At 67.8% G+C, this 15,674-nt stretch carries 14 protein-coding genes; 7 read left to right on the plus strand and 7 right to left on the minus strand.

What is annotated here, in order from left to right; genetic code table 11:
- Nucleotides 1-4 precede the first annotated feature (4 nt).
- Together pbpC and AC0KUR_RS15140 are read left to right on the plus strand one after the other, a co-directional pair.
- Nucleotides 5-2,242: a penicillin-binding protein 1C gene (gene pbpC, locus AC0KUR_RS15135; RefSeq protein ID WP_473376114.1), complete on the plus strand. Its 2,238-nt coding sequence runs from the start codon at nucleotides 5-7 to the stop codon at nucleotides 2,240-2,242.
- 159 nt (nucleotides 2,243-2,401) lie between these two features.
- Entirely contained in the window at nucleotides 2,402-3,091 is a 690-nt protein-coding gene (locus tag AC0KUR_RS15140) for a hypothetical protein (RefSeq protein WP_226227427.1), read from the plus strand.
- A gap of 22 nt (nucleotides 3,092-3,113) precedes the next feature.
- Here AC0KUR_RS15140 and AC0KUR_RS15145 read toward each other — a convergent pair whose 3' ends face one another.
- Together AC0KUR_RS15145 and AC0KUR_RS15150 are read right to left on the minus strand one after the other, a co-directional pair.
- Nucleotides 3,114-3,635 carry a GNAT family N-acetyltransferase gene (locus AC0KUR_RS15145; RefSeq protein WP_034187899.1) on the minus strand — a complete coding sequence of 174 codons (522 nt, stop codon included), beginning with the start codon at nucleotides 3,633-3,635 and terminating at the stop codon, nucleotides 3,114-3,116.
- Between the two features lie 17 nt (nucleotides 3,636-3,652).
- Entirely contained in the window at nucleotides 3,653-4,900 is a 1,248-nt protein-coding gene (locus AC0KUR_RS15150) for a multidrug effflux MFS transporter (protein ID WP_034187900.1), read from the minus strand.
- A 295-nt stretch (nucleotides 4,901-5,195) separates the two neighbouring features.
- On the opposite strand from AC0KUR_RS15150, the gene AC0KUR_RS15155 reads away from it, so the two are divergent.
- The 3 genes from AC0KUR_RS15155 (at nucleotide 5,196) to AC0KUR_RS15165 (ending at nucleotide 7,687) form a co-directional block, all read left to right on the plus strand.
- Nucleotides 5,196-5,729 (plus strand): hypothetical protein, encoded by a 534-nt coding sequence (locus AC0KUR_RS15155; RefSeq protein WP_473376115.1) that lies wholly within the window; start codon nucleotides 5,196-5,198, stop codon nucleotides 5,727-5,729.
- Nucleotides 5,730-6,021: 292 nt separating this feature from the next.
- Complete coding sequence (locus tag AC0KUR_RS15160) at nucleotides 6,022-6,927, plus strand: urea carboxylase-associated family protein (RefSeq protein WP_473376116.1); 906 nt, start codon at nucleotides 6,022-6,024, stop codon at nucleotides 6,925-6,927.
- 85 nt (nucleotides 6,928-7,012) lie between these two features.
- Nucleotides 7,013-7,687 carry a GntR family transcriptional regulator gene (locus tag AC0KUR_RS15165; RefSeq protein WP_034187904.1) on the plus strand — a complete coding sequence of 225 codons (675 nt, stop codon included), beginning with the start codon at nucleotides 7,013-7,015 and terminating at the stop codon, nucleotides 7,685-7,687.
- Nucleotides 7,688-7,736: 49 nt separating this feature from the next.
- On the opposite strand, the gene AC0KUR_RS15170 is transcribed toward AC0KUR_RS15165, so the two are convergent.
- From AC0KUR_RS15170 to AC0KUR_RS15185, 4 genes are all read right to left on the minus strand, one after another.
- Nucleotides 7,737-8,135: an ectoine synthase gene (locus tag AC0KUR_RS15170; RefSeq protein ID WP_034187905.1), complete on the minus strand. Its 399-nt coding sequence runs from the start codon at nucleotides 8,133-8,135 to the stop codon at nucleotides 7,737-7,739.
- Nucleotides 8,136-8,196: 61 nt separating this feature from the next.
- A complete protein-coding gene (locus tag AC0KUR_RS15175; protein WP_473376117.1) occupies nucleotides 8,197-9,537 on the minus strand; it encodes an amidase family protein in 1,341 nt (446 codons plus the stop codon).
- A 23-nt stretch (nucleotides 9,538-9,560) separates the two neighbouring features.
- Nucleotides 9,561-11,063: an amino acid ABC transporter permease/ATP-binding protein gene (locus tag AC0KUR_RS15180; protein WP_473376118.1), complete on the minus strand. Its 1,503-nt coding sequence runs from the start codon at nucleotides 11,061-11,063 to the stop codon at nucleotides 9,561-9,563.
- 77 nt (nucleotides 11,064-11,140) lie between these two features.
- On the minus strand, nucleotides 11,141-11,983 hold the full coding sequence (locus AC0KUR_RS15185) for a transporter substrate-binding domain-containing protein (RefSeq protein WP_367188505.1): 843 nt from the start codon (nucleotides 11,981-11,983) through the stop codon (nucleotides 11,141-11,143).
- Here AC0KUR_RS15185 and AC0KUR_RS15190 point away from each other — a divergent pair.
- Nucleotides 11,982-12,119: a hypothetical protein gene (locus AC0KUR_RS15190; protein WP_154233740.1), complete on the plus strand. Its 138-nt coding sequence runs from the start codon at nucleotides 11,982-11,984 to the stop codon at nucleotides 12,117-12,119. The genes AC0KUR_RS15185 and AC0KUR_RS15190 overlap by 2 nt on opposite strands.
- A 359-nt stretch (nucleotides 12,120-12,478) precedes the next feature.
- Here the strand turns inward: AC0KUR_RS15190 and AC0KUR_RS15195 are convergent, their stop codons facing one another.
- Nucleotides 12,479-13,375: a glutamate/aspartate ABC transporter substrate-binding protein gene (locus AC0KUR_RS15195; RefSeq protein ID WP_049034956.1), complete on the minus strand. Its 897-nt coding sequence runs from the start codon at nucleotides 13,373-13,375 to the stop codon at nucleotides 12,479-12,481.
- 423 nt (nucleotides 13,376-13,798) lie between these two features.
- Here AC0KUR_RS15195 and AC0KUR_RS15200 point away from each other — a divergent pair, with 423 nt between their 5' ends.
- Complete coding sequence (locus tag AC0KUR_RS15200; RefSeq protein WP_473376119.1) at nucleotides 13,799-15,460, plus strand: S8 family peptidase; 1,662 nt, start codon at nucleotides 13,799-13,801, stop codon at nucleotides 15,458-15,460.
- Nucleotides 15,461-15,674 lie beyond the last annotated feature (214 nt).

Raw genomic sequence — 15,674 nt, forward strand, 5'->3', positions numbered from 1 at the left:
CGTGATGATCGATCTGGCATGGCCGCGGCCGGCGCGTTTCGCCGGCCGCGTATTCGTCGCCGTCGTGCTGGCCGCGCCGCTGGTTGCACATGCGCTGCCCGGCTACGACGACGTGCGCCGCAACTGGCGCAGTTCCGACTGGGTGCTGCTCGCGCGCGACGGCACGCCGTTGCAGCGCACGCGCGTCGACCTCGCCGAACGGCGCGGCGACTGGGTATCGCTCGCGGATGTCTCGCCCGCGTTCCGCGAGGCGATCGTCGTGTCCGAGGACAAGCGCTTCTACCAACACAGCGGCGTCGACTGGCGCGGGATCGCCGGCGCCGCGTGGGGCAACCTGTGGAACGAGCGCACGCGCGGCGCGTCGACCGTCACGATGCAGCTCGCCGGGCTGCTCAGCGATTCGCCGCGCCGCTCGGGCCAGCGTTCGCTGCCGCAAAAGGCCACGCAGGCGATGAACGCGCTGCTGCTCGAACGCGGCTGGCGCAAGGACCAGATTCTCGAGGCCTACCTGAACCTGGTGCCGTTCCGCGGCGAGACGGTCGGGCTCGGCGCGCTGTCGCAGGTGCTGTTCGGCAAGGCGCCGTCGGGCCTCGACGCGCGCGAGGCGGCGATCGCGGCTGCGCTCGTGCGTGCGCCGAACGCGGCGCCCGCGAAGATCGCCGAACGTGCGTGCCGGATCCTGCGCGACATGCACGCCGAACCGGCGTGCGCATCGCTCGACGGTTACGTGCAGCTCGTCGTTGTGCGCCCCGCCAGCGCCGTGCGCGATGACGGCGCCGCCCTCGCCCCGCACTTCGCGCGGCGCATCGCGGCCGAGGTCAAACCGGCGGCCGGCGCGCAGGTCCGCACGACGCTCGATGCGCCGCTGCAGCGCTTCGCGCGCGACACGCTGATGCGCGCGCTGACCGAACTCAATGCGCCCGCGCACCGGCGCAACGTGCAGGACGGCGCGGTCGTCGTGATCGACAACGCGACCGGCGAGATTCGTGCATGGGTCGGGTCGTCGGGCGCACTGTCGAGCGCGCGCGACGTCGATGCCGTGCTCGCGCCGCGCCAGGCCGGCTCGACGCTCAAGCCGTTCCTCTATGCACAGGCGCTCGACGAGAAACGGCTGACGGCCGCGTCGCTGCTCGACGATGCGCCGATCAACCTCGCCGCCGGCGGCGGCCTGTACATTCCGCAGAACTACGACAAGGATTTCAAGGGCTGGGTGAGCGTGCGCAGCGCGCTCGGCGGCTCGCTGAACGTGCCGGCCGTGCGCACGCTCGTGCTCGTCACGCCGCACCGCTTCGCGCGCACGCTGACCGCACTCGGCCTGCCGCTCGCGCAGGAAGGCGACTACTACGGCTTCAGCCTCGCACTCGGCAGCGCCGACGTCACGCTGCTCTCGCTGACCAACGCCTATCGCGCGCTTGCGAACGGCGGCGTCGCGCGCAAGGTCGTCGACCTGCCGGCCGCGGCACCGGCATCCGGCGCATCGGCGCCCGCCGGGACGAATGACGGCACGCGCGTGTTCAGCGAGGCGGCCAGCTTCATCGTCACCGACATCCTGTCCGACAACAACGCGCGCGTGCGCACGTTCGGCTTCGACAACCCGCTCGCGACGCGCTTCTTCTCCGCCGTCAAGACCGGCACGAGCAAGGACATGCGCGACAACTGGACCGTCGGCTACACGTCGCGCTATACGGTCGGCGTGTGGGTCGGCAATGCGGACGGCTCGCCGATGTGGGACGTGTCGGGTGTCACGGGCGCGTCGCCCGTGTGGTCGGCCGTCGTCGGTTATCTGCACCGCGACCTGCCGAGCCGCGCGCCGCGCGCGCCGGCCGGCGTCGAGACGCGCCGCATCGCGTTCGAGCGCGACATCGAGCCTGCACGCAACGAGTGGTTCCTCGCCGGGACGGCGGTCGACACGATCCGGCTCGCGGCGCCCGTCGCGCCGGGCAAGGACGGCGCGCGCGCGCCGCTGACGATCGGCGCGCCGACCGACGGCACGATCTTCGCGATCGACCCGGACATTCCGCCGAGGAATCAGCGCATCTGGTTCGAGCGCTCGGCCGGGCGCGCGACGAAGTTCGCGTGGCGGCTCGACGACAAGGTGATCGGGCATGCCGACCGTATCGCATGGCTGCCGTGGCCGGGGCGGCACCGGCTCGAGCTCGTCGACGCACGCGGCAACGTCGCGGATGCGATCAGCTTCGAGGTGCGCGGCGCGTTCGCGAAGACGGCCGCGCGCAAGCCCTGAGCACGTGAACCGGCCAACCCCGGTGCAGAGGCATGTGCGTCGCTGTCGTCGCGACCGGGTCAAACGAGCCAGCAGCGCGCCGATCCGAGGCCTAGAATGAGAACAGCGCCGCCTTCCCGACGCGCACCGGTTGCCCCATTCTTCCGATCGTCCGCGACCATGAACATTCGCCACGAACGCTTCACCCGCCCCGCGCTGGGCGTCTTGTGCGTCGCAACGCTCGCCGCCCTCCAGGCGTGCAACGGCGATGCCTGCTTCGGCGTCGATGTCTGCTTCAACAACAATACGCAAACCGTCGCGCTGTCGGGTACGGCCGCGACGGGCGGCGCGCTCGCGAGCGCGCAGGTGACGGTCAACTGCGCGGCCGGCTCGGCGACGACGCTGACGGACGGCGGCGGCAACTACCGCGTGACGCTCAACGCGACGCTGCCGTGTGTGATCACCGTGGCGTCGGGCGGCACGAGCCTTCATTCGCTCGCGTATGCAGGCGGCACCTTCAATACGACGCCCGAGACCGAGTTGATGCTGGTCTATCTCGCGGCCCAGCTCGGCACGAACACGGCCGGGCTGATCGGTCATTTCCAGGGCAGCCTGCACGATCAGCAGGTGATGAACGACCCGAACGCGGTCCAGGCCGCGCAATCGGCCGTCGTGTCGAACCTGCAGCAGCGCTATGCGGTCACGCTCGCGGCGCCGGCGTTCCTGACCACATCGTTCGTGGTCGGGCAACCGGGCGTCGACAGCGACCTCGTCGCACTGGCCAAGGCCGGCGCGATCGACTCGAACGGACAGCCGGATCCGGTTGCCGTTTCGCTGTTGCAGCAGGCCGGCGCCGCGCATCCGCTGTAACGGGCGCGACGGGAATCAGCCGTCAGGTGCCGGCTTCGCGCGCGTCGTCCGCCAGCAGCGCCCAGCGCTCGTGGTCGCGCCATTCGCCGCCGATGCGCAGATAGCGCGGCGAAAAGCCCTCTTTCGCGAAGCCGAGCCGCCGCACCAGCGCGATCGACGCGTGGTTGCCGGGCTGGATGTTCGCTTCGAGCCGATGCAGTCCCAGCTCGCCGAATGCGACGGCGATCGCCGCGCGCAGCGCATCCGTCATCAGCCCCTTGCGGCTGAAATCCGCCATCCCGTAGTACGCGAGATACGCGCTCTGGAACACGCCGCCGACGATCTCGTTGAGGTTCACGACACCGACCACCGCGCCGGACGCCTGCTCGCGCGCGACGAGGCCGACGTTCGGCCCCGTCAGGCAGCGGGCGAACCATGGGTCGAAACCCGCCTGGTCGACGAACGAGTCGACCCACGGCAGATGATGATTGCGGCTTGCGCGATTGGCGGCGATCAGGTCGGCGGCGTCGGATCGGGCGACGCGGTTCAGCAGGATTCGGCTCATGGGTCGGCCGGCCGCGCTTACGCGGCCTCCCCGCGCCCGCAAACAACCGGCGCGGCCTGTTGCTGCGACAGGTAGCGCAGCAGCTTCGTCACCATCCACACGACGATGAACGACAGCGCGACGAAGAACACCGCAAGCGGCGTCAGCACATGAATCGACACGAAGCCGGCCAGCCCCATCATCGCGGACGACACGAGCAGCAGCGCGCAGCCGAGGATCGCGCTCGTCAGCCCGGCGATATGCGGAAACAGCGAATTGCCCTTGGCCATCAGCGTCGGATACATCGCGCCCGCGCAGAAACCCATCACGAGCACCGGGGTCGCGAGCGTCCACACGCGCAGGCCGACGGTCAGCGCGAGCACCAGCATCGTGACCGATGCGCCGGCCATCACGCGCGCGCCGATGCGCAGCCGTTGCTCGGCGCTCGGCAGCCCGCGCCCGTGAATCCGGTTCGACAGCCCGCCGAGGAAATACATCAAGCCGATCCCGAGCGCGAGATAACCGAAGAAGGTCGGCGGCTTGTGCAGCGTCGTCTGCACCATGAACGGCCCGACGATGTTGAACACGAGGAGGATGCTGTAGCACAGCCCCTGGGCGAGGAAGCAGCTCTGGAACACCGGGCTCGCCAGCACCTTGCCCGCGTTCGTCATCAGCGTGCGCGGCTCGAGATGCACCGGCTTCGGCAAGGTTTCGCGGTAGTGCCACAGCAGCGCCCACATCACCAGCGAGTAGACGAGCAGGAACACGAGGCACGCCCGCCAGCCGAACCATTCCTGCAGGTGCGCGCCGATCACCGGGGCGATGATCGGTGCGAGCCCCCACGCGATCGACATGTACGTGAACGCGTGCATCAGCGCCTGGCCCGAGAACGAATCGGTGATGATCGCCTTCGCCAGCAGGTTGGTGGTCGCGATCCCGAAACCCTGCAGGCAGCGCGCCAGGATGAACGTCTCGAGGTTCGGCGCGCCGAGCGACAGCAGGCAACCGATCGTGTAGATCACGAGCCCGAATGCGAGCACGCGCTTGCGCCCGTACGCGTCCGCGATCGGGCCGAAGATCAGCTGGCCGAGCGCATAGGCCGCCATGTAGCCGGACACGCTCGACTGGATCGCCTGCGGCGTGGTCGCGAACGAGCGCGCCATGTCGGGCAGCGCGGGCACGTAGATGTCGATCGCGAGCTGGCCGGCGGATGCGAACAGACAGATCAGGAACAGCAGGAAGCGCGGCGAATTCGACTCGCGCGCGGGAGTGAGCGTGGCGTTCATGACGACTGGGAAGGAGATCGGGCAGCGGTGCCGCACCGTCGATGTTCGAATGTCGAACAGGCGTGCGATCGTGGCGAATCCCGTATTGTGCCTGTTGTAGCGCCAGGCGACCGGATTCCCCCTGGCGCGGGCGAGGTTGAATGCCGCGCGGCCCTTCCGGAAAGGCGCTGACCGGGGCGGCCGGCCGCGGTTTTAATGTTGATTTAAGCCGACGGCGGCATTGTCCCGGATGGCTCACTCCGTGAGCCGCACGTCATTGTTGATTCGATCAGTCTCGTTTGATGGAGATACGAAGATGCGATTCCGTTCGTATATGGCGGCGGGCGCGCTGGCACTGGTGCCCGTGCTCGCCTTGGCCGGCCAGGCCGGCGCGGCAGCCGCCGCCCAACCGATGTTCGTCGACGTCGACGGGCATGCCGTGCCCGTGAAAGCCGAAACGCGCGTCGTCCAGACGGCCGTCGGCCCGATGAAGGTCAGCACGTGGAGCTGGCACGGCCCGCAAGGCGGCGCGAGCTTCGAGATGCAGACGTCGTCGTCGGGCGGCATGCCGCCTGCGGCAGCGTTGCGGCAGATGCAGGCCGCGCAGTACCGGATGCAGGCAGCCCAGGCGCAGATGGTCGCGATGCAGCAGCAGATGCTGGCACTCCAGCACATCGCGCTCGCCAACGCGTTCGCCATGCCGATGCCGCAACCGGTCGGGTTCGCGATGCCGGCGTGGGCCGTGCCCCAACCGGTGCTCGTCATCGTGCCGGCGCGGCCTTCGGTGCCTTCGGCGGCGCCGTCGGCACCGGCCCGGCCGGCTGCGCGCGGGCCCGAAATCAAGGCCTGACGCGCGACGCCGGCGCACGAGCGACCGGGCTGCAAAACAAAACCGCCGGCATGTGCCGGCGGTTTCTTCATGTGCGACGCCCGGCGTGTCGCCAGAGGCGGCGCGTGCGCCACCGCCCCCGATCCTCCGGACTTTCCTCCGATTGACACACCTCCCCGCCTTCCCCCTATACTCCCCGGAGCGCCAATCAATTGTTGAACAATCAATCATGCGAATTGACGCCTGACCGGCCACCATAAAGGGTTACAGCCGGATCGACGCATCTGCCAACCTTTCCCGAGAGTACCGCGTCATGTCGAACTATCCCGCTGCCTACCAGGTCACCAAGGGCTCCGTCCTGAACGTCGACGAAGCCTTTTATTCCGCGATTGCCCGGCGCCAGGACGCGCGCGAACGGATTGCCTCGCACGTCGTGCCGATCCGCAGCGGCTTCGCTTGGACGGTGCCGGCCGGCCACGTATTCCGGATCGTCACGCTCGAGGGCCCGCAAGTCGCGGATTTCAACATCTGGAACCTGCACAATCCGCGCGAACGCATGTGGGCGTCGCGCACGCGCCAGTTGCAGGCCGCGCACGTGACGACGTTCGACCGGCTCTGGTCGACACTGCCGTATCTGCGCCCGATGGTCACGATCACCGACGACACGCTCGCCGGTTACGGCGTCGACGGCGACGGCGGCCGCGTGCACGACCTGCTCGGCACGCGCTGCGACCCGTACGTGAACAAGCTGCTGACCGGCGAGGATTTTCATTTCCACTGCCACTCGAACCTCGTGCGCGCGGTCGCGCCGTACGGGCTCACCGAATTCGACGTGCACGACGTGCTCAACGTGTTCCAGTGCACGGGCCTGAACGACGACGACAAGTACTTCATGAAGGCGTGCCCCGCGAAACCGGGCGACTACCTCGAATTCTTCGCCGAAATCGACGTGCTGTGCGCGATGTCCACCTGCCCCGGCGGCGATCTGTCGGTGCCGATGTGGGGGCCCGGCGCGCGCGATCCGATCGACGTGTGCCGGCCGCTCGGCGTCGAGGTGTACCGGCTCGACCCGAGCCTGCTCGAAGGCTGGTCGTCGCCGTCCGTCGCGCCGTACCGCGGCCAGCACGGCATGCAGCAGCCGCAGGCCGACGCGCCGTACCGCGGCCAGCACGGCATGCAGCAGCCGCAGGCCGACTGGCAGCACGGCGAAACGGCGTAACCCGAGCCGCAGCCCGTAGAATGGCGAAACGCCGCCGGCCGGCCACGCCGGCGGCGCACGATCAGGAGAGGAGCGAACGAACGGAATGGCAAGCGAAAAAGCGAGAGGACAGTCGGTCGCCGACCGGATCAGCCATCAACTGCGCGAGCACATCATCAGCGGCAAGCTGCCGCCCGGCACGGCACTGATCGAGATGGACCTCGCCGCCGAATACGACACGTCGCGCAACTCGCTTCGCGAAGTCCTGCATCAGCTCGGCCGTGAAGGGCTCGTCACGTTCGTGCGGCACAAGGGCGTCGTCGTGCGCACGCTCAACCGCCAGGACGTGCGCGATCTCTATGTCGCGCGCCGGACGCTCGAACTGCATGCGCTGAACACGGCCGAACTCGCCCAGCCGGCGCTGCTCGAAAAGATGCAGACCGCCATTCGCGCGGCCGAGCGGGAACTCGACAAGGAAAACTGGCAAGCCGTCGGCACGCACAGCCTGCGGTTTCACCAGCACATCGTCGCGCTTCAGAAGTCGGCGCTGCTCGACGAATTCTTCCGGACCATCTCGGCGCAGTTGCGTCTCGTCTTCGCGGCCGATCCCGACGAGAAGCGCGTGCAAACGCCTGACTGGATCCAGCGCGAATACCAGATCTACGACCTGCTCACGCAGAACCGCCGCAGCGAAGCCGTTACCACGCTGGCGCGTTATCTCGACGATTCCGAACGGATGCTCGTCGAAGCGATCAAGCGCGGCCATCGCGACGCAGCCTGACACCACGCACCGCACGATGCGGTGCGCAACGGCCCGACCGCACACGGGGTCAGGCTTGCCGTTCAGCCGGAAGCGCGTAGCTGCCGTCTTCCCGATGCGTCTCGAGCCCCGTCAGCGGCGGATTGAACACGCACACGAGATGCAGGTCGCCGCGCGTCGCACGCAGGATATGCGGATCGTTCAGATTCAGCGCATAGATCGTTCCGGGCGTGATCCGATGCACGGTGCCGGTCGCCGTGTCGACCACCTCGCCCTCCCCGGCCACGCAGTAGTTGGTCTCGAAGTGGTTCTTGTAATGCAGATGCAGTTCCGCGCCTTCATGCACGCGCGTTTCGTGGACGGAGTAGCCAACGCCGTCCTGCCTGACGATCATGCGCTTGCTGTCCCAGCCCGGGCCGCGCGCATGGCGTTCGGTATTGGCAATATCGGCCGATCTCACGACAATCATAAGTACCTCTGAATAATGGCGATGAAAGATGACAAGGCGATCCTTGCCGCGGGGAAACGCGTCATGCGAAACCGGTCAGCGTCCGTTCGACCGTGGCCGCGACATCGAAGAGTCGTGCGTCTTCGCCGCGGCGCCCGGTGATCAGCAAGCCGACAGGCTGCCTGTTCCGCAGGTCGCCCGGCACACTGATGCTCGGCAGATCGAGCCGGTTGGCGAATTCGGTCAGCCTGAACGCCCGCGCATTCTGTGCGAGATACACGGCTTCGTCGGCCAGATCGGTCAGGCGCGGCGGCAGCATCGGCACCGTCGGCGTCAACACCGCATCCGCGTCGCCGAGTTCGGCGTGGTATGTATCGGCAAGCGCGGCGAGACGCAGCAAAGCCGCCGCGTAGTCGTGCGCGCGCACGTGCTCGCCCGCCGCGATGCGCGGCCCGACCAGCGGATCGTAGCGGTCCGCGGCCGTTGCGAGGCGCGCGCGATGCAGCATGAACGCCTCCGCGGCGATGATGCCGCCCGTGCGGGCGACGGCACCGGCCTCGGCCACGCAATCGAGCCGCTTGCGCAGGATGCGCGCACCCTGCGCGGACAGCCGGGACAACCATCCGTCGAACGCGCGGCCGACCACGGGATCGAGGTCGTCGGTCGCAAATGGCTCGGGCACGATGAACGTGAAGTCGCGAATGGTTGCCGGTGCCGCCCGTTGCAGGCCGCGTCCGTGCAGCACCGCGTCCGCACGCCGGCACAGGCGGACCGTCGCGGCCAGCAAGCCCGGTACGTCGAAGCTAGTAGACAGAAGCTGCATGCCGCCGGTCGCATAGCGTCCGCGCGACGGCTTGAATCCGGTCACACCGCAGAATGCGGCTGGAATGCGCGCGGAACCGCTCGTATCGGAACCCAGCGACAGCTCGGCCGCGCCGAGCGCCAACGATACGGCCGCGCCCGAACTCGATCCGCCGGCGACCCGCTCTCGCCGTGCATCGAGTGGCGTCATCGGCGTGCCGTACGCGTGGTTCACGCCGAGCGCGCCATACGCGAACTCGGTCATCGCCGTCTGCGCCACCACGACGGCACCGGCACGACGCAGCGCCGCTACCGGTGCGGCGTCGGCGCGCGCCGGCAGCGCGTCCGCCAGCACGCGCGAACCCGCATGCGTGACCCAGCCTTCGCAATCGAAACAGGCCTTCACCGCCAGTACGACCCCGGCCAGCGGCGCATCGGCCGTCCCGGCGCGCAACGACGCGTCCATTGCCCGCGCTTCGCGGGTCGCCGCGTCGTCACGACGCGCGAGCCATGCCGTTTCGATGTCGCCGGGATGCGCGTTCGCGCGTTCCATACAGGCGCGCAGTCGCTCGGCACACGCATGATCGTGCATGTCGCTCAGCCGGAAAGCCGTCGGGTCCATTCCTGCTCCGATCCAGTGGTCCGTCATGCAAAGTGAACGTGCTTCAGAAAATCCTTCACGCGCGCGTCCGCGCTGCCGCGGATCCGCTCCGGCGGCACGTCGTACAGGATGCGTCCGTTCTCCATGAACACGATCCGGTCGGAAACCTTGAACGCGAAATTCATTTCGTGGGTCACGATGACCATCGTCATCCCTTCTGCTGCCAGCGTCTCGACGACCTTCAACACTTCACCGACGAGTTCGGGATCGAGCGCCGATGTCGGCTCGTCGAACAACATGATCGACGGCCGTGTCGCGAGCGCACGCGCAATCGCGACACGCTGCTGCTGGCCACCCGACAACTGGTGCGGATACTTGTTCGCATGTTCGAGCATCCCGACCTTCGACAGCAGCGACAGTGCCTGCAGCCGGACCGCTGCCGTATCGGCCTGCCGGTGATAGCACGGCGCCATCGTCACGTTCTGCAGCGCGGTGCGATGCGGAAACAGGTTGAAGCCCTGGAACACCATGCCGATATCCAGGATGCGCGCGTCCGACACGCGCGGCGGATGCGAAGCGAACGCGCGGATGAACGATACGCCGTACAGGTCGATCTCGCCGGCACTCACCGGCGCGAGGCCGTTGATGGTACGGATCAGCGAGGTCTTGCCGGAGCCGGACGGGCCGATGATCGACACGACCTGCCCGGGCGCGACGTCGAGATGAATATCCTTCAGCACCTCGTGGCGGCCGTAGCGCTGCTGCACGCCTTTCACGCGCAGTGCGAATTCCGCGCTCGCCCGCGGTCTGGGCGCGACAGCAGGCACCGACAGCGGCAGTTCGAGATCCGCGTGGCCTGACTGCGCGGGCGTGCGGCGGCTGACGTCGAGGTGCCTCTCGAGATAACCCAGCAGCCGGCTGAACACCGTGACGATCAGCACGTAGTAGAACGCGACGGCCAGCATCGTTTCGAACACAAGGAAGTTCTGCGTGTACAGCCGTTGTCCGACGAGCAGGATCTCGGCAAGCGATATCACGGACACCAGCGACGTGAGCTTGACGATCGTGATGAACTCGTTCGCGAGCGCGGGCAGCGCAATGCGGATCGCCTGCGGCATCACGATCAGCCGCTGAATGCCGGTAAAGCGGATCCCGAGCGCGCGCCCCGCCTCGATTTGCCCGCGCGGCACCGACAGAATCCCGCCGCGATGGATTTCCGCGAAATACGCGGTTTCGCTCAGCACCATCGCGATCAGGCCGGCCGTGAACGGATCGGACAGCACCACGCTGGTCGCGGGGAAGACCTGCGGGAGGTTGTAGATGAAGACCAGCAGCACGAGCAGCGGCAGGCTGCGGAAGAACCAGATGTACCCGGCCGCCGCGCGCTTCAGCAGCGGCCGGTGCGACTGCCTCGCGAGCGCCACCGGAAACCCGAGCAACACGCCGAGCCCCCACGTGGCGACACTGAGTTCGACGACCACGACGCACGCGCGCCAGAAATCCGTGTCCCGCAACAGTTGAAACGCATAGTGCCAATCGAACTGCATCGAAGACTCCTCAACCCCGAAGGGCGCTGCGGCCGCACCGAGCGGCACGCGATGGTCGGGTCGTGCCTGCTTCGCGCTTATTTCGCGGCGCCCAGCGCCCCGGCAACGTCGGCCGGCGTGGGCTCCTGCAACCCGTATTTCTTCACGAGGCTGCCGTATTCGCCGCTGCGTTTCGCATCGCTCAGCGCGCCTTCGAGCGCGCCCTGCAGGCCGCTGTCGCCCTTCGTCACGCCCAGGCCGATCACGATCGGATACAGCAGCGTCGTCGAGCTGATTTCGATGCGCTCGTTCGTCTGCTTCGTGATCCCCTGCGCGACGGCCGCATCCTCGATCTGGACGTCGACCGCCTTTGCCATCAGCGCGGACGTCGCTTCCGGCGACGTCGGGAACTCGAGGATCGCGATCTCGCCGCGGCCGGCCGGCTTGCAGGTGTCCTGCGAGACCGCGCGCAGCTTCGGCGTCCAGGACGCGCCCTTGATCGAGCCGACCCGCTTGCCGCACAGGTCCTGCGGCGTCTTCGGCAGAAATGCGCTGCCTTTTGCGACGAGCAGGGACGCGCCCGTCTTCAGGTACGGCACGAAATCGACCTGCTTCACGCGATCGGGCGTCACATAGAGCGCGGACGCGACGACATCGAAGCGGCGCGCCTTCATCCCGAGGATGAGGTCCGGAAAGCGTGTATCGAGGAACACCGGCTCCAGTTGCAGGTGGTGCGCCAGCATCCGCGAGAACTCGGCGTCGAAGCCGGCGGGCTTGCCGGCATCCAGGTACGCGTACGGCGGATACGTGAGATCCGATCCCACCAGCAGCGTGCCGGGCCGCACCGTCTGCAGCGGCGACGCCGCTGCGAGCGAGCACGCGAAGGCCAGCGGCACAAGCGCGCCGCAGAGGAAACGTCGAAGCGGAAGACGAGCGGACATGGCGAAGCTCCTGGGTTATTCGGCTCCCGCGCTGAAACGCCACAACGCCTCCCGCACGCCGCCCTGCGCGGCTTTCCGGGATTTTTCGCCGAAGATTGTTGAACAATTTCGGCCGATTCTGACCAGTTCAAATTGAAATCTGAATTCGGGTTTACGCGGCACACGGCGCCGGCGGATACGCCACCGGCGTGCACGCACAGCCGGTCGCCCGGCGCATGGAACGGGTCATCAAAAAGGAGCAAGGAACTCGCACGGACGAGGCCCGGGACGGCGTCCGTCGAGATACGGCGCCGCGGGCACGATGCGTGTTGCGGGGATCAGGAGGCGGGTTTCGGCATCCGGCACGGACGGCGCCGAGCGGGTTCGCGGCCTCCGACGCCGCTGCTTCGCAGGCCGGGAAGCCAGCGGATCCGGGTACCGGGGCTGCAACGCAAAACCGCCGGCATGTGCCGGCGGTTTTTTCATGTGCGGCGCGATACCGCCACGATGCAGCGATCAGTACTGCGCCTGGTCCGTCGGATTCTTGAACAGCTGCTTCATCTCCGGCGACAGCGGATAGTTGAGGCTCACGCCCTTCGGCGGAATCGGCTGCATGAACCACTGGTCGTAGAGCTTCTCGGCCGCGCCCGACGTCTGCATCTTCGCGATCACGCCGTCGACGACCCGCTTGAACGCCGGATCGTCCCTGCGCATCATGCACGCGTAGTTTTCGTGGACGAGCGGCGTGCCCGACACCGTGTACGCGCCCGGGTTGCGGTCCTTCGCGATCTCGCCGTACAGCAGCGGCTCGTCCATCACGAACGCCACCGCGCGCCCGGTCGTGACGTTCATGAACGCTTCGGCGTGATCCTTGGCGCTGATGATCGTCATGTTCATCGCCTTCTCTTCGTTGAGCTTGCGCAGCAGGCGCTCGTCCGACGTGCCGGCCGTCGTCGCGACCGTCTTGCCGGCCAGGTCCGCGAAATCCTTCACGCCCGAGTCCTTGCGCGTGCTGAAGCGAATGCCGTACAGAAAAATGCTGTTCGAGAACGCGGCCTGCTTCTGCCGTTCGAGCGTGTTCGTCGTCGACCCGCACTCGAAATCGATCGTCCCGTTCTGCAGCAGCGGAATCCGGTTCTGCGACGTGATCGGGATTTCCTTCACCGTGAGGTTCGGCGCATTCAGATCCGTCTTCAGTTGATCGATGATGCGCGACGCGATGTCCCGCGAGTAGCCGATGTTCTTCTGCTGGTTGTCCGAATACGAGAACGGCACCGACGACTCGCGAATGCCGAGCGACACGACGCCCGTCTCCTTGATCTTCTTCAGCGTACCGGTAAGGGCCTGTGCGTGCGCGGCGCCCGCCAGCGCGCAGGACAGCGCGACAGCCAGCCAACGGAAACGGCGATCCATGCGTATCTCCTGACGAAACGTTGATCGAACCGCGATCGTACGCCCGACAATATTCGCGTCACATCAGGGCAAGCGTAAGCGACTTTCAACACCGGCCGGACCGTGAAAGAGGTTTTCCGTGCCGCGCCAATCGATTCCGCGCCGCACGGTCACCCCGACCGGCCTCGCACGGGCTCGCCCCCGCCCTTTGTGCCACCCGTTCCAAACGCGCGTTCATGCTGCGCCGCACCGACGAAATCGTTTGCGGCACCCCCTGTTTTTCTCGCGAAACGCACTCAAGAAGCCGCCGCGCACGCCGTTACCCAGTGCATGGCGCGTCGCAGCAACCCTGCTGCAACCGTCAGACAAAAAAGACTAGGTCCGGATCAGCCGGACCAGCGCCACCGCCGGCACGACGGTTATCTACGAGGATCGAGTTTCAACATGAGAGCCAAACGTTTCAATTCTGCGCTGGCGCGCTCCGCACACGCGCGCATGCTCGCCGGCATGCTGTCCGCCGCCGCCCTCCTGCCTCTCGCCGGTTGCGGCGGCGGAGGCGGCGGCGACGGCAGCAACCCCTCCTCCTCCAACGCTGCACCGGCGCCGACACCGACGCCGACGCCGGCCCCCACGCCCACGCCCCCCGCGACCCCGCCCGCCTCGTCAGGCGGCAATGCATGCACCACGCAGCAGGCCGCCGTGCAGATGGCTGCGCAGACGGCACCGGCCGAGCCGCCGGTCGATCACCTGATCGTCAAGCTGAAGACGCTGACGGCCACGCGTGCGATGTCGGCCATCGACAACGGGACGCGGCTCGACGCGGTCATCCAGCGCGCGATGACGCGCTGGACGGCGCCGGTGGCCGGCAGCGCGCGCGCCTATGCGAGCACGGTCGCGCAAGCGCCGGTGAACGTGCAGGTCGAACGGACGATCTCGAACGGCGCGGCCGTGCTGTCGCTCGGTCAGCGCATGGCGGCCGCCGACGCAGCCGCACTCGCGCAGGCATTCGCGGCCGACAGCGATGTCGACTACGCGGAACCGGATCACCCGATGCAGGTTCGCGACACGCCGAGCGACCCGCTCTACAACCAGCAGTGGTACCTGTCCGACCCGACGGCCGGGATCGACCTGCCGCCCGCCTGGAACGTGAGCAAGGGTTCACCGACCGTCGTCACGGCCGTGCTCGACACGGGCTACCGGCCGCACGCCGACCTCGTGGGCAACCTGCTGTCCGGCTACAGCTTCATCAGCAACGTCAACACCAGCAACAACGGCATGACGCGCGGCCCCGACGCAACCGATCCGGGCGACTGGGTCACGCAGCAGGAACTCGACAACGCGAACGGCCCGTACTATCACTGCGCGAGCCAGCCGAGCGACAGCAGCTGGCACGGCACGCGCGTGATGGGCGTGATCGGCGCGACCGCCAACAACGGCACGGGTATCGCGGGCGTGTCGTGGCTCGGCCAGATCCTGCCGGTGCGCGTCCTCGGCAAGTGCGGCGGCGTGACGAGCGACATCGCGGACGGCATGCGCTGGGCAGCCGGCATTGCGGTGAACGGCGTCCCGACGAACCCGCGGCCCGCGAAGGTCATCAACCTGAGCCTCGGCGGCGTCGGCGCATGCAGCACGACGTTCCAGCAGGCGATCGACGACGTCACCGCGAAAGGGGTGACCGTGGTCGTCGCGGCCGGCAACGACGGCCTGTCGACCGGCCTCGACCAGCCCGCGAACTGCCGCGGCGTGATCACCGTCGGCGCGACCGACGCGACGGGCCGCCGCGCATCGTTCAGCAACTTCGGCGCCGATGTCTCGCTGAGCGCACCGGGCGTCAACATCCTGTCGACGTCGAACACCGGCACGACGACGCCGGGCACGGACACCTACGGCCCCGCGAACGGCACCAGCCTCGCGACGCCGCAAGTGTCGGGGGTCGCCGCGCTGATGCTGTCGGTGAACGGCAACCTCACGCCCGCGCAGATCCAGCAGAAGCTGCAAGGCGGCACGCGCGCGGCGAAGCTGGCAGCCGGGACGTCGTGCACCGCGATGCCGGCAGGCTCGGGCATCCTCGATGCGGGGGCGGCCATCGCGTCGGCGAACCAGTAACCGGCGCGCTGACCGACGCGGCCGCGCGCATGCCCGCATGGCGTGCGCGCGGCCGTTTCGTTGCCGTCCGTCCGGCGATTCCGCGCACCCACGCCGGCCCGGCCAAGCATCTCGAAATAACGCCTGACAAAAGGGTTGACGCTTCGCACGACGAGCCATTACCATCGCTCCCGTCTCAATACATGGAGTGTTCTGTGAACACCGATGCGAGTTG

It is taken from the genome of Burkholderia sp. YHN3-13 (assembly GCF_055810675.1).

Bases quoted from the DNA above. Each gene is read 5' to 3' on its own strand.
- AC0KUR_RS15175 (WP_473376117.1), bottom strand. From the start codon at position 9,537: ATGGACCCGACGGCTTTCCGGCTGAGCGACATGCACGATCATGCGTGT.
- AC0KUR_RS15180 (WP_473376118.1), bottom strand. From the start codon at position 11,063: ATGCAGTTCGATTGGCACTATGCGTTTCAACTGTTGCGGGACACGGAT.
- AC0KUR_RS15185 (WP_367188505.1), bottom strand. From the start codon at position 11,983: ATGTCCGCTCGTCTTCCGCTTCGACGTTTCCTCTGCGGCGCGCTTGTG.
- AC0KUR_RS15160 (WP_473376116.1), top strand. From the start codon at position 6,022: ATGTCGAACTATCCCGCTGCCTACCAGGTCACCAAGGGCTCCGTCCTG.
- AC0KUR_RS15145 (WP_034187899.1), bottom strand. From the start codon at position 3,635: ATGAGCCGAATCCTGCTGAACCGCGTCGCCCGATCCGACGCCGCCGAC.
- AC0KUR_RS15200 (WP_473376119.1), top strand. From the start codon at position 13,799: ATGAGAGCCAAACGTTTCAATTCTGCGCTGGCGCGCTCCGCACACGCG.
- AC0KUR_RS15170 (WP_034187905.1), bottom strand. From the start codon at position 8,135: ATGATTGTCGTGAGATCGGCCGATATTGCCAATACCGAACGCCATGCG.
- AC0KUR_RS15140 (WP_226227427.1), top strand. From the start codon at position 2,402: ATGAACATTCGCCACGAACGCTTCACCCGCCCCGCGCTGGGCGTCTTG.
- AC0KUR_RS15155 (WP_473376115.1), top strand. From the start codon at position 5,196: ATGCGATTCCGTTCGTATATGGCGGCGGGCGCGCTGGCACTGGTGCCC.
- AC0KUR_RS15150 (WP_034187900.1), bottom strand. From the start codon at position 4,900: ATGAACGCCACGCTCACTCCCGCGCGCGAGTCGAATTCGCCGCGCTTC.
- pbpC (WP_473376114.1), top strand. From the start codon at position 5: ATGATCGATCTGGCATGGCCGCGGCCGGCGCGTTTCGCCGGCCGCGTA.
- AC0KUR_RS15165 (WP_034187904.1), top strand. From the start codon at position 7,013: ATGGCAAGCGAAAAAGCGAGAGGACAGTCGGTCGCCGACCGGATCAGC.
- AC0KUR_RS15190 (WP_154233740.1), top strand. From the start codon at position 11,982: ATGGCGAAGCTCCTGGGTTATTCGGCTCCCGCGCTGAAACGCCACAAC.
- AC0KUR_RS15195 (WP_049034956.1), bottom strand. From the start codon at position 13,375: ATGGATCGCCGTTTCCGTTGGCTGGCTGTCGCGCTGTCCTGCGCGCTG.